Source organism: Fictibacillus sp. 18YEL24, assembly GCF_015903855.1.
In the GTDB taxonomy this organism is placed as follows: domain Bacteria; phylum Bacillota; class Bacilli; order Bacillales; family Fictibacillaceae; genus Fictibacillus; species Fictibacillus phosphorivorans_C.
This window is the reverse complement of sequence record NZ_JACZDT010000002.1, coordinates 701055-717173: the sequence shown is the minus strand read 5'-3', so window position 1 is coordinate 717173 and position 16119 is coordinate 701055. Positions and strand designations below refer to the sequence as shown.

General features: G+C 40.2%; 12 protein-coding genes. 3 read left to right on the top strand and 9 right to left on the bottom strand.

The window, feature by feature from the left end:
• The first annotated feature begins 302 nt into the window (after positions 1-302).
• Positions 303-647, top strand: a complete 345-nt coding sequence (locus HU823_RS08840) for a PadR family transcriptional regulator (RefSeq protein ID WP_197221867.1) — start codon at positions 303-305, stop codon at positions 645-647.
• Positions 638-1909, top strand: coding sequence for an FtsW/RodA/SpoVE family cell cycle protein (locus tag HU823_RS08835; protein WP_197221866.1), 1272 nt, complete (start codon positions 638-640; stop codon positions 1907-1909). Before HU823_RS08840 ends, HU823_RS08835 begins: the two co-directional genes overlap by 10 nt.
• Positions 1910-2047: 138 nt before the next feature.
• Here HU823_RS08835 and HU823_RS08830 read toward each other — a convergent pair whose 3' ends face one another.
• From HU823_RS08830 to HU823_RS08795, 8 genes are all read right to left on the bottom strand, one after another.
• Positions 2048-2716 (bottom strand): DNA alkylation repair protein, encoded by a 669-nt coding sequence (locus HU823_RS08830; protein WP_197221865.1) that lies wholly within the window; start codon positions 2714-2716, stop codon positions 2048-2050.
• 305 nt (positions 2717-3021) lie between these two features.
• Positions 3022-4221: a PDZ domain-containing protein gene (locus tag HU823_RS08825; protein ID WP_197221864.1), complete on the bottom strand. Its 1200-nt coding sequence runs from the start codon at positions 4219-4221 to the stop codon at positions 3022-3024.
• The gene (locus HU823_RS08820; protein WP_197221863.1) at positions 4218-4397 is read right to left on the bottom strand and encodes a hypothetical protein; all 180 of its coding nucleotides are present in this window, start codon (positions 4395-4397) and stop codon (positions 4218-4220) included. Before HU823_RS08820 ends, HU823_RS08825 begins: the two co-directional genes overlap by 4 nt.
• A 373-nt stretch (positions 4398-4770) precedes the next feature.
• Positions 4771-6231: a S41 family peptidase gene (locus tag HU823_RS08815; RefSeq protein WP_197221862.1), complete on the bottom strand. Its 1461-nt coding sequence runs from the start codon at positions 6229-6231 to the stop codon at positions 4771-4773.
• 134 nt (positions 6232-6365) lie between these two features.
• Positions 6366-7583, bottom strand: a complete 1218-nt coding sequence (locus HU823_RS08810) for a murein hydrolase activator EnvC family protein (RefSeq protein ID WP_197221861.1) — start codon at positions 7581-7583, stop codon at positions 6366-6368.
• A 69-nt stretch (positions 7584-7652) separates the two neighbouring features.
• Positions 7653-8546, bottom strand: coding sequence for a permease-like cell division protein FtsX (gene ftsX / locus HU823_RS08805; RefSeq protein WP_137791962.1), 894 nt, complete (start codon positions 8544-8546; stop codon positions 7653-7655).
• Positions 8536-9222, bottom strand: a complete 687-nt coding sequence (ftsE, locus tag HU823_RS08800; RefSeq protein WP_066397909.1) for a cell division ATP-binding protein FtsE — start codon at positions 9220-9222, stop codon at positions 8536-8538. Before ftsE ends, ftsX begins: the two co-directional genes overlap by 11 nt.
• A 452-nt stretch (positions 9223-9674) precedes the next feature.
• The gene (locus HU823_RS08795) at positions 9675-10535 is read right to left on the bottom strand and encodes a YitT family protein (protein ID WP_144697907.1); all 861 of its coding nucleotides are present in this window, start codon (positions 10533-10535) and stop codon (positions 9675-9677) included.
• A gap of 395 nt (positions 10536-10930) precedes the next feature.
• Here HU823_RS08795 and HU823_RS08790 point away from each other — a divergent pair, with 395 nt between their 5' ends.
• On the top strand, positions 10931-11932 hold the full coding sequence (locus HU823_RS08790; protein WP_197221860.1) for a nuclease-related domain-containing protein: 1002 nt from the start codon (positions 10931-10933) through the stop codon (positions 11930-11932).
• Positions 11933-11950: 18 nt separating this feature from the next.
• Here the strand turns inward: HU823_RS08790 and HU823_RS08785 are convergent, their stop codons facing one another.
• Positions 11951-16021, bottom strand: coding sequence for a S8 family serine peptidase (locus HU823_RS08785; protein WP_231607344.1), 4071 nt, complete (start codon positions 16019-16021; stop codon positions 11951-11953).
• Positions 16022-16119 lie beyond the last annotated feature (98 nt).

The window sequence follows — 16119 nt, the reverse complement described above, 5'->3', positions numbered from 1 at the left end:
AAGAAATGCACCCGTTCGTAATATAAGGTTATCTAGAATTTCTGGTTGACCTTTTGTTGAATAATCAATGTTTGCTTCATAAACATAAAAATCTGATAGGAATTCTTATTGTCTGTTATCCCTTTCTTTACTGAGACCAAGACCACATTTAACTATTAAGAGCAACTTATGAAAATGAATCTTTGTTATATAAAACATGCCGTTTTTCTGTATAGACATATTGACAGGAATTAATTTATATCATAAATTATACATATAATAACTATGCATAGATTTGCTATGTATATGGAGGTGAACTGTTTATGAAGATAAGCAAAGAATTGCTTAAGGGTAGTACTACTACTCTTATTTTGAGTTTGCTTAATTCTAAACCAATGTACGGCTATGAAATTATCAAAGAACTGGAATCAAAGTCTAATGGGATTTTTAGTTTTAAGGAAGGCACGATCTATCCCATCCTTCACACCCTTGAGGAGAAAGAACTAATTGTATCTTACTGGGGCGAAGGAACTGGAAAGAGAAAGAGGAAATATTACAAGATTAATGATCAGGGCAAAGAATTTATTCAGGAGAAAAAAGAAGAATGGTCCGTTTTCAAGAATGCTGTTGACGAAGTTTTAAGTGGGGAGAAAATCGTATGGGATTAGAAGCTAAGTTTGAAATGTATATTAGAGATTTGTTTAAACGGATAAAAAATAAGGATGTTCACGCCCATATAAAATTGGAAATCTACGATCACCTTCATACGCTCAAAGAGGAGGCTATGAGCACAGGACTTTCAGAAGAAGAGGCGATCGAACAAGCATTGGCACGTATGGGAGATGCAGGAGTTTTGGGGAAGCAGCTTAACAAAACACATAAAGCCCCTATGGATATGAAAACCTTGCTGTCCGTGCTGACGGCTTCTCTATTTGGGCTGCTAATTATGTATTATTTGCAATTTCATTCGGCTTTTACAGAGCTTCAAGAAATGAAAGTTTTCAATAAAAGTCTTGTCTTTTACCTGTTGGGTGTCGTGCTCATGCTAAGCCTATTTATGTTTGATTACAGAAGATTGCTGAAGTATTCTAAGCACCTATATGCTGCAACAATCCTCATACTTTTATTAACCGTTCTCATTGGTGTTAGAGTCGATGATGTTCCATTTTTAGATGTAGGCTTCGCCAGTATTAATTTCACCGAAATCACACCATTCCTTTTGGTCATTGCCATTTCAGGAATCTTTCATTCCTGGGACTGGCATGATAAACAAAAGTCTTGGTTTGGAGTAGCTCTTATGTTAATACCTATTTTCATATTGTCGACTACAGGAGCCTTTGCAGCTACTACTATTAGCATCATTGTCTCTGTTGCAATCATGCATACGTCAAGGTCCAGCCTGAAGCAAACGATAACATTCGCAGTTGCTGCTTCTATATGGCCTATCTGGAATCTGCTGGCTCTTTCTCAGAGATATTCGATGGTAAGCCCCTATACCGATCATAAAATAGGTGAGGCTTATTTTATAGGAAGTACCCTTCAGGTGACCCCAAGTTTCATTTCTGAGGTCCATACTGATCTTATATTGGCGTACATCATCTATTCGTTCGGATGGCTATCCGCAATCATGGCCTTAGCCTTGGTTATATTTTTTATTTGCAGAATATTGATTACCGCCAAAAATGTGAATCACCCTTATGGAAAATTACTTATTACAGGATTGGCAGCAGTCTTTTCAGCTCAGTTTATACTAAGCATACTGACGAATCTCGGTTTATCTCCACTGACTGGCGTATCCGTCCCATTCATGAGTTATGGAGGTTCACATTTATTGCTGGAGATGATATCCGCAGGACTGATTCTCAGCGTATATAGAAGACGAAAAACCAAGGAGACAGTTTCCTTGACTCACGGTCCGCAAAGCACTTAAAAGCTACCCCCGTTATTGACCACCAGTGCTGAAAGAATCCATTACTAAAATCTCAGACTATTTCCAGTCTGAGATTTTTTAATGGTCTACCTTATTGATGATAGAAAAGTGCGAATGATAAATTGGGTTCATTGGTAATTAATTCTCAATTCGTTTATTAACCTCAATTGTAATGAACTCCGGCAAATAATTGGGAGTACATCCTTTTGATACCATTTCATCTTTGAAAAGACCCGTTTTCTCCCCAAGTTTAATACAACGTGCTCGATACTTTTCATCATAAACGCCTATCCAGCCTGCGGTGAAATTCATAGCCCATTGAACTTCCGGTTCTTCCTGCGTAATAGTAGCTTCAATTGCAGATAGTAAGTCTTCGGTGTTAGCAGGCGGTGTTTGTCCAGTCCATCTCAATCGACCTTGAAAATACCAGAAAGCTCTCCTTTGAAGAGCAGAAGGGCTATTTTCCCATGACTCCATCAATGCTATGTTCTTCTTGTCTTTGGTAAGCTGATTAGCCATTAACCAATCTATTAAGTTATTTCGCTCATCAAGAGTGTGAGTCTGCATATCCTTATCAAGCTTATTTAGTATATCTTGTGAAAGAAGTTTTTTGTCCATAATTAAGATTGCTAATAATCTGGGCAAAAACTTTCCGGTTGACCAAAGTTCCATAGCTAGTTCGTGATCTTTTTTAATGTCCTTCGCGATTTTTCGTAAGTCGCCTAACTTAGTTTTACTATTAATTTGAGATAGAATGTTTTCTGCTTTTGATGAGCGTTTTATTTCTGTACTTTTATTTTTATTCATTTGACACAACTCCTTATTCAGGCACTGTTTCATATATGTTATTGGCGGGATATATCAATAACATACAACCTTATCCTAACAATGTAAACGGAGTGATTCATTTTGCCGTTACTTATGCTACGGTTCCCTACTACTAGTGTTAAACTACATCTTCAACAATGTTGCCCGTTTGTTGAATAACATATAAAAAAAGGACTCACATTGAATGAGCCCTTTTACAAAAATTATGCGATTCCGATAAATTATGAAAAATCATTCCTGTGAATTTTGAACAGATTCCGGTTAATTATGAAAAATTACATCAATCAATCCCCAACAGCAGCATTCCGATCCACTACATCATGGACGAGCAGTACACCAAGCTGGTGGTGTTCGTTTTGATAGAGTGATCCTTGAACGAAACGAATCTCACCATTTAAATTAAGAACTTCAAGTTTACAGTATGCTGCGTTAATTTGAAGTGCTCGGTACAAACTTGATTCGTGTGAAAGTGTGACTCCATTTACTTTTACAATGACTTCGCCTATCTTTAATCCCATCTTCGCAGCGGGTGTCCCTGGTACGACTGAAAGGATCATAACTCCTTGATCTCTTGGTACAAAGTGTGATGGTCTCGTATCATCACGTTGGCTCGTTACGAGTGTAATGAGCTCTCGTCCTGCAAGACCGGCTGCGATTGCTATAGCAATTAGGAGCGGCAAATTATAAAAATGACCTACTGCTGCAATGCCTGTTACGATAAATCCTAAAATCAAAACTTGTCTGCCTAGATGTTTAATCGCTTCTTCCGGCAGTGTATGTGTAACCAGCTGGCGATACCCAATGGCAAACGGTACGAGGAAGAATGAGAATCCTACCGCACCCATCGGAAACAACGGCCACCAATCTAAAACAGGAATTGAGCCTACAGGTATAACTAAAAACTGAGGAACAATCCAAAATCTCGTAGCTTCATGTGCTCCGATATAATGTCCTCGCTTTCCTTTGAACAGCCGAGGAGAAGTGCGATCTGCTCCTTTCCAGATGACCAGTATCCCTTCTTGAATCAAAAGAACACCAATAATGACTGCTAATGAATCAAGTGGCGTTTTCTGAACATCCACAATCCATTGATCTACAAAAGAAATGCCAAGTTGAAATTTCGGAAGCAACAGCCCGACAACTGCCGATAAACTTACAGCATATGCAGGATTCATAAACCTTGTTTTAAACGTTAACCCTAAAGCTAGATAGACGACTCCGATCAAAGCAATCATCCCAAGCGGCAATGTAATACCAGCTGCCAAAAAGATTACAGAACCGATGAGTCCAATCAGAATGCCTGGCAGCAATGAAAATATTAAATTATCAATAACAGGGTGCACGCGCACTTTAAATTCTTTTCTCTCTCGTTTCACACGTTTTAATCCAATTAAGAAAGCAACAAGAATAAAACCGTAAAAAAGCGGGTGTAAAAAAAGCAGCAGCATGCCCTGAAGTAATTCTTTCACAAAGGTGTCTGTCATGTGCGGTCTCTTCCTTTCTCATCTTTCAATTCATCCACTTTTTCTTCAATACGTTTCAATCTTCTATCCGTACTCACAGCTCCCTTTACTAATAAACCAACTCCAACGATGATGGCAATCAGAATTAAAAACATTACCAGCTGATAAAGCACATCTCCAACATTCAATGACTGCATATTGTCTACCCCTTTAAGCATGACAAAGGATTTTATCTTTTAAATCATTTGATTTTCTGTTTAATTTGATACTCACCATAGAAACTCTTCAAGGGTTTTATTTGTTTTTTGTTAAGACTTCTCTAAATAATTGATTGAAGCGCAAGGTGCGAGACTCCTGCGGGACTGGCCGGCAGGTGAGACACTTATACGTGAAACGTACGAATGTGGCTCACCGCCTGCCCCGCGGAAAGCGAGCAACCTGGAGCGGAAATCAACCTCACACAAGAGGCTCTCAAAACATCGAAGCTTCTACCCAAAAAAATACCCGTAGAGAATAATTTCCTCTACGGATAGTATTCGTGTTTCAGTTGTTTTTTCCTGCCATAATCCCTTATTTTGCAAGCAATTCAATCGCCGTTTTACGCTGAACATCGTTCTTATCATCACGGATTGAATCGATCACTTTTGACTCCATCTTACCAGCTGTCTTCGTATCTACTTTCCCTGTTGCTGGCAAGTCGTTCGCACGCTGGAATGCGGTTACCGCAGCTTGCGTTTTTTCATCAAAATAGCCATCTTCTCTACCCGTCTGGAACCCTAAACCGTTCAACATCACTTGAGCGTTCTTCACCTGCTCGTTGTTCATATCAAACTCTAACGCTTTTTTCTCAACCGTAATTGGGTTTGTGTAGAAGTAATCTGGCTGCTTCACTTCAAAAGTAGGCTTTACCCCTTTTTTGTGAATCCAGTTTCCGTCCGGTGTCAGCCACTTAAACAGTGTCAGCTTGATGTTCGATCCATCCCCGAGATCTATCGATTGCTGAACCGTACCTTTACCGAACGACTTCTCACCAACAAGATCATAGTTTCCTGCTTCTTTTAAGGCAGCAGCTAAAATTTCAGATGCTGATGCACTGCCTTTGTCGATCAAACCGATAATCGGATAATCTTTCTTTTCTTTTAACGTAGAAACATAACGTTCTTTGTTGCCTTTGCGGTCTTCAATCTGAACGAAAGGTTTCTTTTCAGGAATGATCTGACGTAGGATGCTGTCAACTGCTTCTAGATAGCCTCCCGGATTACCACGAACGTCAATAACTAGACCATCAATCTTTTCTTTTTCTAGCTCTGTTAGCTGTTTCTTGAAATCAGCTCCGGTTTTTTCTGAGAAAGATGTGATTTCAAGTACACCAATCTTCTTACCTTTTACTTCTTCAATATCAGAGTAAACGGTCTCGATCGGAATCTCATCACGTGTTACTTTAACCGGCATTACATCGTTTACACCTGTTCGTTTCACACCAAGTGTTACGACAGATCCTTTTTCACCGCGGATTTTTAATACGGCTTTATACAGATCTAGCCCTTCAACGCTTTTACCATCGATCGTGATGATTTGATCGTTTGGTTTTAGTCCTGCTTTTTCCGCAGGTGAATCTTTGAACGGTGCGACGATCGTTACTTTACCGTCTACCATACTTACTTCTGCCCCGATTCCTTCAAAAGAAGAATCGAGTGACTGTGTAAACTGACTTGCTGTCTCTTCATCCATATAAACGGAATATGGATCTTTTAACGTTTTGACCATTCCTTGAATGGCACCTTCAAGGAGTTTGTCACGATCAACATCTTCTACATAACGAGAAGAGATGATCTCATACGTCTTCTGAAGCTTCGCAAACTCTTCGTCGTTGTCGACTTTCGTTGCGGTCTTCGGCAGATCGTTTACTTCACCGTTCTGAACATACTTCGAATCGTTTCCAAACAGTGCCATCGAACCATACATGCCACCGGCACCAACAAGCAAGGAAAGAACAATCAGCAGGGCCAACATTTTTTTATTTACGTTCATTCTGCTCACCTCGTTTTTGCAGGAAAAGGCATCACACCCTGCAAAGTGCGATGCCTTCCATTGTAAGAGTCTTTAGGCAACTGCCTGTCTCCTACTTCACTATATGAATAGCTTGTTTACTTTATGTGTTTATTTTACCAGTAAGCCGCAGGATTTACAGCATTTGTTTTTCCTGCATTCCAAGGTCCTTTGTGAAGTTCAAAGTGTAAATGCTGACCAAATGAATGTCCTGTGTTCCCCATGTTGCCTAGGAACTGTCCTTTTGATACAGAACCGCCTGATACAGCGCGGCTGCTCATGTGAGCGTAAACCGTTGTCCATTGCTGCCCACCGATCGAGTGAGAGATGTATACAACGTTTCCGTATGAAGATGAGTACTCAGAACGGATAACTGTTCCATCTGCAGCTGCATAGATCGGAACAGTTCCACCTTGAGCGATGTCAATTCCTTCATGCATACCGCTGCTTCTGTTACCAAATCCAGAAGAAATTCTTCCAGCAGCAGGTTTGATGATCATACCGTTACCTGAAACAGGTCCCATGGAAGGAGCTGATCCGCCTGAAGACGATGATTCACGAGCTGCTTTTTCACGTGCAGCTGCACGTGCTTGTTCAGCACGGAACGCATCTTCTTGAGATTTTAGAAGTGCACCTTCATTTTCGATCTTATGTGCTTCAGCATGCAACGAGTCTTCTTCTTTTTTAAGAGAAGCCATCAGACGAGTTTTCTCATCCATTTGCGCTTTTAATTGCTTTTGCAGTACTTGTAATTCTTTCATTGCGTTTTGTAGGTTAACTAATTTTTTCTCAACGTCTGCCATCTTTTTCTCTAGAAGCTCTTTATCTTTCTTTTGTTCTTCTAGGAGCTGACGATCTTGTTCTGCAATCATGTTCAATGCTAGAACGCGGTCAAGAAAATCACCAAAATCTTTTGAACCAAGAACAACTTCTAAGTAAGAAACAGCTCCGCCAGATTCATACATAGAGTTAACTCGTTCTTTTAATAAAGCATCGCGCTTATCGATTCGTTTTTGAACAACAGCGATCTCGCCTTTTAACACGTCGATCTCTTCTTTTGTTTCTTTAATGTCTGTTTGTTTGGCTTGTACTTTCAGGTCTGTTTCAGAAGAAAGCTTATCGATTCTTGCTACTTCCGCTTCAATCGCTGCTTGGCTGCTTTTATTCTTGTCCAGCTTAGCTTGTGATTCTTTCGCTTTCTTTGCATTTTCTTGTTGTTTTTTCTTGATGCTTGATAAAGATTCCGCGTGAACGACGGATTCAGAGTGATACATAGTAAAGGCGCCCAGTGCTAAACTTAGTGAAAGCACTGTACCAACCACTTTCCTTTTCATTCGTTTTCCTCCCTAACCCCTATTAATTGTTTCGTTTTTCTTGGATCTCTTTATTTCTGCTATCTTTACTTAAATCTTCAAGAACTTACGAACAGACGTTAAGCTTCCCCAAACGCCGATCACTCCACCGATTAGAATCATCAACAGCGCTAGCTGCGGAATAAGTGGTGTTACTGGCAATAGCTCAATAAATACTGTTCCTAATTTTTGATTAACGATATCGAAAATAGCTTGATAGCCAACTGTGATGACAACGATTGGTAGTATAGCACCCGCAACACCTAATGCAAAACCTTCAATGAAGAACGGCCAGCGGATAAATCCATTCGTCGCACCAACGAGTTTCATAATTTCAATCTCGCGTCGTCGTGTTACAATTGTTAATTTTATAGTATTTGAGATGAGGAACATCGCTGTGAAAACAAGTCCTAATACGAGGACAATTCCAACGTTGCGGGCAACATCAGTCACTTTAAAGAGTTTCTCGACAGTCCCTTGTCCGTACTCAACTTTGTTTACAAATTTAAATTTCTCAACTTCTTTTGCTACAGCAGCCGTATCTTGCGGCTTTTCTGTATAGATGATGAACGCATCTCGCAATGGATTTTCATTCTTAAGAGATGAGAAGGCTTCTCCTTCATCTCCTAGACTTTCAATCAGTTCATCAAGACCTTCTTCTTTAGATTGATACTCTACCGTTTTTACCTTACCAAGCTTTTCAAGCTCTTGTTTATAAGCATCGTATCTTTCAGGCTTTTCCGTTCGTTCGATATAAGCTCTGATCTGTACATCGTCTTCAATCTGACTTGCAATATAGTTAATGTTCAAGAGGATTGCCAAGAACACACTTACTAATAGCAATGTTACCGTTACCGCAGAGATGGAAGCAAAGGACATCCAGCCGTTTCTTCCCATGCTCTTGAATGCTTCTACAAAATGACGTTTTAATGTTCTAATCTTCATAGCCGTAATCCCCCTTCGCCTCATCACGTACAATTCGGCCGCCTTCGATGGCAATTACGCGCTTTGTGATTGTATTTACAATTTCCTTATTATGAGTTGCCATAACAACTGTCGTTCCACGAGCGTTGATCTCTTTAAAGATGTCCATGATCTCCCACGCTGTTTCTGGATCAAGGTTACCTGTCGGCTCATCCGCGATAACAACTGGAGGATGGTTTACGATCGAACGTGCGATGGATACACGCTGCTGCTCTCCACCTGATAACTCGTCTGGGAACATGCGCGCTTTGTTTTTTAGTTTTACAAGATCAAGAACTTCCATAACACGTTCTCTGATCACTTTTGGAGATTCTTCAATAACTTCAAGTGCAAAAGCTACGTTTTCGTATACCGTTAAACGCGGCAACAGTTTAAAGTCTTGGAAGATAACTCCGATCTTTCTTCGTACTTTAGGAATCTGTCTTTCTTTTACTTTTGCAAGGTTCGTTCCATTAATGATAATTGAACCTTGTGTAGGTTTCTCTTCACGATACATACATTTTATAAACGTGGATTTACCTGCTCCACTTGGTCCGACTACATAAACAAATTCACCTTTTTCTATGTAGACGTCAATCCCGTTAAGTGCCATAACACCGTTCGGGTATGTTTTCCATACATCAACCATTTCTATCAAACAAAATCACTTCCTTACTACCCCAAAAAATATTTCCCTGATCAATCAACAAGTTCTATATAAAGGTCTTTCGACAAATACGCGATATATGTCAGTTTTTTTCCGCAATAACTATTATAACATCTTGCACTGACAATTTTATTACAGTTGTGTTTCATCTTCCCTCAAACAAGGGACCATGGTCATGTTTTCAAGATTCCATAGTACTTAAAATACGACACGATTCGCTGAAATCCTTCATATATCATAAAAACCTGCAGGAAGACTTTTCGACACGAAGGCGATAAAACCGACCATCGCCGTGGCTTTTCGGGTCTTTTGGCCTGGTATTAGTGGAGTTTTTCATTTGGTTATTCGTTAATTCTAGTAAAAAGGGCACCTTTGTGCGAAAAGTACTAGTGAATAAAAGAAACCAGTTGAGATGAGTCCCAACTGGCTGCTTAACTATACTATTATCCTCGTTTAAAACCTTCTCCTAACACTTCGTTCGCATTTACAACGATTACGAAAGCATCTGGATCTACACCTTTTACGTATTGTTTCAATTTTGTTACTTCATATTGAGCAACAACTACCATCAACATCGGTCGTTCATCTTGCGTATAACCACCGAACGCATTGATCTTCGTAACGCCTCGATAAATGTGAGTCAGTATGCCTTGGCGGAGTTCATCTTCTTTATCTGAAATAATCAATGCCATCTTCGTCGTCCCTAGCCCGATCTGAACCACATCGATCGTTTTTGCCGTAATGAACATCGCGATAAGTGCATACAGAGCCTGTTCAATCCCGAAAAATAGAGCAGACGACGTAACAATCGTGCCGTCTATGAGAAGGATAATCGATCCGAGTGAAGCACCCGTATATTTATGGACGATCTGCGCGAGGAGATCAACGCCCCCTGTAGAAGCTTTTCCGCGAAACACGATCCCAAGACCAGCCCCGATTCCAAGTCCGCCAAAAATCGCGCCAAGCAATGGATCTTCTGTCGCCGCTCCCCAGCTTTCAAAAATAAAGACAAAGAAAGGAAGCACGACGGTTCCAACTAGCGTTTTTGCACCGAATCGGCGTCCGAGGAAAAATAATCCCGCAAAGAAGAGCGGAATGTTTAAACTCCACTGTACAATAGAAGGTTTCCATTGAAAGAGTCCGTATAAAATCGTCGATATCCCACTCACACCACCAGAGGCGATCTGATTCGGCAGAAGGAATACCGAGAATGCGAGTGCCACAAGTCCTGATCCAATCACAACATATACATATTCTAAAATGAGTTCAACGGTCGGGTGAAGTATCCCTCGTCGTTTTCGCATAGCCATCATCATTGCTGTCTTTAACCCTCAAACTTTCATAAGGAATTTCTTTAAACCGAGAAAAAGTATACCAATCACAGTATACCCTTGTAAATGAGACCTTAGTGCCGCGGTGATGGGGTGAAGTGCGGATATAGTTGAGGGAAGACATCCTTGTGAAGGTAAACTTCCAAAGTGAATCAATGTAAGAACGTGTAAAAACGTGTCGAAAATCGGATAAAAAAATTTATCTACGGAATTATGGCTTTTAATTACGGATATATTTCTATTTACCTCGTAATTAATTGTGATTACCTCGTAATTATTCCTTACGAGCGACAATATTGTCTATTTCAGTATTTGCATGCCTACTCAAACACTTCAATAATAAAGAAAAAACAGTCGAGGTGATGAATTTGATTAAAAAACATCGCTCAAAGCCGATTATCATTTATAAATTGAAATCACTTTTAAAGAGAATGACACACTCAGAATTGAAAATAGAAGATATTCAAAATGCTCTTAGAAAATATGAATCAGGTTATCGTGGTGAACAATCGATGGACTATTTTTATCGGTATCTTCCACAAAACAATCTTTATTTTCTTCATGGAATAAGGATTTCTCACCATGATTATTTTTTTCAAATGGACACTCTTATTATTACACCAAACTTCCTTCTTATTATTGAGAGTAAGAATATTGCTGGACACTTATATTTTGAGAGTTCATACGATGGGATGATTCGAACGCTTAATAATCAGCGAGACTCTTTTGATAATCCAGTTGAACAAGTAAAACGGCAATCTTTCCACTTAATGCATCTTTTACAAAAGTTGAAGATTACAGACCTACCTATTGAATCCCTAGTAGTTATGACCAATTCGAAAGCTATTACAGAATTCTCATCCACCTATAAAGAAGCTCGTTCAAAAGTAATTAAAAGCTCAGGGCTAATGTCTAAATTTGAAGAGTTAAGCAACAAGAACATAAAGGAAATACTGCAATCAAACGAAATGAAGAGACTGATTAAGTATCTCATCAAACAACACACACCTGATGAACCGGATGTATGTAGCACTTTTCAAATAGATAGGAGTTCCTTACTCCGTGGCGTGTTTTGTCCGAGTTGCGAGACTGAAATTTTAAAACGAGTAAAAAGATCCTGGTATTGTTTCACTTGTAAAAGTTACTACAATAAAGCACATGAGGCAGCATTAGTAGATTACGCTCTTCTTATATCGTCTTCAATCTCTAACCAGTCATGCAAACAATTCTTGAATCTCTCAACTAATGACCAAGCCTACTATTTGCTTCGAACGCTAAACCTACCCTTCACAGGCAACCGAAAGTCCCGCATCTACCATCTTGATAATCTCGTTAAAAAAACAACCTCTAAGGAAGAGGCTTCTCCTTAAAGGTTGTTCAAATATCAGTTATTGCTGAATGCCTAGTTCTACTAAGATGGTTTCTAACGTTTTTCCTTTGTATTTCTTTCTAGGTGATGGTGTATCGTCAACATGCTGATTTTGTAGGAGATAGTTTCTCTGTACGAATTTCATATCTTTTGCATCTACCTTTCCGTCAAAGTTAATATCCGCGGCACGTTTTCCTGTTCCCCACGCATTTTGAATCTCGATCGCATCAAGGATGTCGATCACGTTGTCTTGGTTTACGTCTCCCGCTTTTACATCCAGTGCGGTAATAAAGCGGCTTTGTGCGTATAGTTCACCTTTATGTTCGAAACCGATATACAAATCGTCTTTAGTAAGGAAATGACCCGGCACTCTCATTTCCACCGTGAACGCTTCTTTTTGAAGGGGAAGCTTGTCGTACTTGTACTGACCGTTATCAGCGATGCGTGTAGATGGATCATGTGCGTTCCCTTCTCTATCAATAATTTGTACAGATCCCCCAACTTTCGTCCAATCGCGTCTCTCGGTAACGGTTCCTTCTTCGTTATCGAAGCCTTCAGGCGTTACAAAGCCGTTTGCAGTAGAGAACTGGGGTTTTACTTTCCAACTTAACTGAGCTTGCAGGACTGTTGATGTTTTAGCATTGTTATCTGTTACTTTTACAACAGGTGCTACTGCAGCTCGTGTTGCATAATAATCATCACTTACTTTTAACGTCACTTCTACTAGCTCGGCGTGATCTAGCGTTTCGTTACTATTATTGAACCCAACAGTTACGAGACCATCTTTTACTTCGATAGATGCTTTGTCTTTAAAAGCGTCTGTTAGTTTAGCATCAACAAGAGACACCGCGCCAAAGCTACTATTGTTAAAGTTCCATTCCGCTTTGGTCAGATCATTTAAGTTATCCAATACAAGTGTGGCTTTTACCGTTTCTCCAGTTTTCAAAGGAGCTTTTTTACTCTTCGTATAGGAAACAGGTGTGCCCTCTTTTACAAAATAGTAATTCTTCTGCACAGCCGGGTTACCTGCCAGATCGAAACCATCCATGCGGAAGTTAAGTGTCGTTACGTTTTCGTTCATCGCGATCTCTTCAACAAATCTGCCTTCTTTATCCATCTTGATCGGAGTAGATGGGAAAGGCGTGTTCCAATAGTAGATCATCGAGTTTGATGATTGATCGACGTTCAAGCCGACTTTCTTCATCTCATCTACTAAAGGATCGTTGATTTTGATGTCAAATGGATACGTCTCTTGACCTGGTTTGTATTCTAAGAAAGGTGAATCACCGTCAAGTGAGCTTTCAAACGTTGGTTCATCAATATCGATGAATATATGTCGGTAATCTGTTAGTTGTTTGCCAGTGGCAGTTGTTGAAATAAATTTCAGTTTATAGTAACCAGCTGGTGCATAAGAAATCTCGGAATCAACAGGTTCTGTTTTATCCCCCGTAAATTTGTTGTACATGCCATTAAATGCGTTTAACACGTAATAGCTTTGGTTTTCGTTACGCCCCTTTAAATTCATAGTCCCGATCAAGCCCAGATCTTTCCCTGACTTTCCGTCTTGAAGGACGACTTCCATCTTCTCCATCGGAGACTTAAAGTTGAATTCCATCGGTGTATAAATCGCACGGTAATTGAAGAATCCTCCCGTATTCAAATAGTTAGGAGCGATGGCTGGTGTTGAAAGCTCTAGTTTGTTGTAGCCTTCTTCCGTAATGCGAATACTGAATGGAATTCTGTAATGTTCAGCTGCTTTCGATTGATTCGTCAGCGTGATGTACCCTTCGTAAATGCCCTCTTTTGCTTTTTTCGGAACTTCAATCCCCGCTGATACCTTTTTAAAATCGTCTCCGGCAATCTTGATTTCGTCTGGAATAGAGATCTCGATTCCATTTTTCTTCAAGCTTGGCGATCCTTTTGTTTCTTCTACTTCCACTTTGAACGTCTTTTTCACTTTTTCATTGTTCTCAACTGTAATGGACTTCTTTAATGACAGCTTTTTGCCGGCATAATGACTTCCGTACGCGATTCCACCTGTACGTTCTTTAATTTTTACAAGATTTGTGGAACTAGGAATTAATGTTTCATCGTTTACTTGAAAACTCGTACCACTGTACACCGCTTGATAAGGATCAACACGTCCTGCGCCTACTTCAAATACTGAATAATCTCCATTGAGCGGATCAGCTGTGTTCATTAAGATGGTTTTAACATCTTCAGGTTCTAAGTCAGGATTAGCATCGAGCATCAGAGCTGCGATACCTGCAGTATGAGGAGCGGCCATCGATGTACCTGAATATCGAGAATAAGCGTAATCATAGTTTGCTTGGTTCGCTGGGTTCACCATATAGGACGGAACCGTAGAAAGAACGGCAACTCCAGGTGCTGTAACCTCTGGCTTCATATCGTACGTCTGTCTTGCAGGACCTCTCGAACTGAAAGCGGCTAAGCGATCGCCTTCTGTTTGAATCTCAGCATACTTTCCGAACGTAAAACTGGATTTACCTGCAGAGATCTGAGTCTTAATCTTTTCACCTGCTGCTTTTGTTAAGGAGAATGATGGAATAAATGTTGTAGACTCCCCTAGGTTCGCTTCGATAACTCCATCTACGTTGTTATATAGAAGTACTGCAACCGCACCGTTTTGTTTAGCGAGTGTCACTTTTTCGTTCAAAGTCGTTTCACCGCGAGCGATGAGAGCAATCTTTCCTTTTACATCTTTACCTGTGTAATCAGTATTCTTACCTAGCCCCACGTCAACAAGATCGTAGGACTTACCTGACAGTTCGTTTAATCGATCAGCATAATGACGAGCTAATCCTGTTAGTTGAAGTCCACTCTCACTGCCCACTGATCCTGTAAAAGAAGCGACTGTCATCGGTACGTCACTCGCTCCAATCGTAAGTGCTAATGCAGAAGCACCAGGAGAACCAAGTGTGTATGCGTTTGGACCTGAATTTCCAGCTGAGACAACTGCTGTCACGTCATTAAGAACCGCATAGTTGATTGCTGTACTCGTCGGATAATACGGATCGTTGATACCCGCACCTAACGAAAGGTTGATCACGTCCATTCCGTCATTAACAGCTTTCTCGATGCCTGCGATAATGCCTTCAGAAGAGCCTGTCCCGTAAGGTCCTAACACACGATACGCATAGATATCAGCATCTGGCGCTACACCTTGAACGGATACATTCGGGTTCTTTCCTTGACCAGCGATCGTACCAGCAACATGTGTCCCATGCGACGTGTAATACGCGTTGCCGTTAAACTCTGGTTTTTTAGAGTCTTGCCAGTTTTTATACGTCGTTTCCATCGGATCGCTGTCATTATCAACAAAATCATATCCGCCTTTATACACTTCCTTTAAGTCTGGATGATTGTAGTCGATACCTGTGTCTAAGATCCCTACCTTAATACCCTCACCTGTGATGCCCTCGTTATGTAGCTGATCAATTTTCAAGTAAGGAATGCTCTCAACTGATGTTCCCGCACTGTTGCTATTCAGAGCTTTTTCTTCGCCCATCGCGATCGGATCAACTTTAAACGTTACATCCTTATAAATCGCCTTTACGGCTTCTGATTGTAGAAGGGCTTCTACCTGATTAGCAGGCAGTTTCATCGCCACACCGTTATATACGGTTTTGTATGTGGATGTAATTCTGTGCGTCGATTTTTTTGTCATGGGTGCGACAGATGGAATGAGTTTCTCAACATCCTTCTTAAATTGAGCATGCTCTTGATCTACTTTGATGTCTGCTTGCTGTCGTGAGATCTTTTTGCCTTTCAACTGTGCATCTAATACTGCAGCTTGTCCGGGCTTTGACTGAAATTGAACGATTACGGAGATTTCTTTTTCACTCTGAAGATCTTCTTTCTTAAAACCTTGAAGACCGAAGACATCTGTAAGTTCAAGCTGTTTTAAAGCTTCTCTTTGTTTAGCGGTAAGCGAAGTCAGTATATCCTCAGCTTTAAAAGGTGCAGCACTTGTTTTTGGCGTAAACATTGATGTGTTTGGAGATAGCAATAATCCCGCAGCTAAGGTAAGCGCCGTAGATTTTTTTATAAAAGATATCGTTTTCATCATGTCCCTGCTTTCTTTGTGGTTTCTTAAATCATTTTTAATCACCTATTGAAGCGGTTTAATTAATGAATACCTTGGATGTTAAATTTTTCTAGAAAAAC

Excerpts from the sequence above, each read along its gene's own strand:
- ftsX (WP_137791962.1), bottom strand. The coding sequence starts at position 8,546 with ATGAAGATTAGAACATTAAAACGTCATTTTGTAGAAGCATTCAAGAGC.
- HU823_RS08785 (WP_231607344.1), bottom strand. The coding sequence starts at position 16,021 with ATGATGAAAACGATATCTTTTATAAAAAAATCTACGGCGCTTACCTTA.
- HU823_RS08830 (WP_197221865.1), bottom strand. The coding sequence starts at position 2,716 with ATGAATAAAAATAAAAGTACAGAAATAAAACGCTCATCAAAAGCAGAA.
- HU823_RS08835 (WP_197221866.1), top strand. The coding sequence starts at position 638 with ATGGGATTAGAAGCTAAGTTTGAAATGTATATTAGAGATTTGTTTAAA.
- HU823_RS08810 (WP_197221861.1), bottom strand. The coding sequence starts at position 7,583 with ATGAAAAGGAAAGTGGTTGGTACAGTGCTTTCACTAAGTTTAGCACTG.
- HU823_RS08825 (WP_197221864.1), bottom strand. The coding sequence starts at position 4,221 with ATGACAGACACCTTTGTGAAAGAATTACTTCAGGGCATGCTGCTGCTT.
- HU823_RS08795 (WP_144697907.1), bottom strand. The coding sequence starts at position 10,535 with ATGCGAAAACGACGAGGGATACTTCACCCGACCGTTGAACTCATTTTA.
- HU823_RS08820 (WP_197221863.1), bottom strand. The coding sequence starts at position 4,397 with ATGCAGTCATTGAATGTTGGAGATGTGCTTTATCAGCTGGTAATGTTT.
- HU823_RS08840 (WP_197221867.1), top strand. The coding sequence starts at position 303 with ATGAAGATAAGCAAAGAATTGCTTAAGGGTAGTACTACTACTCTTATT.
- HU823_RS08815 (WP_197221862.1), bottom strand. The coding sequence starts at position 6,231 with ATGAACGTAAATAAAAAAATGTTGGCCCTGCTGATTGTTCTTTCCTTG.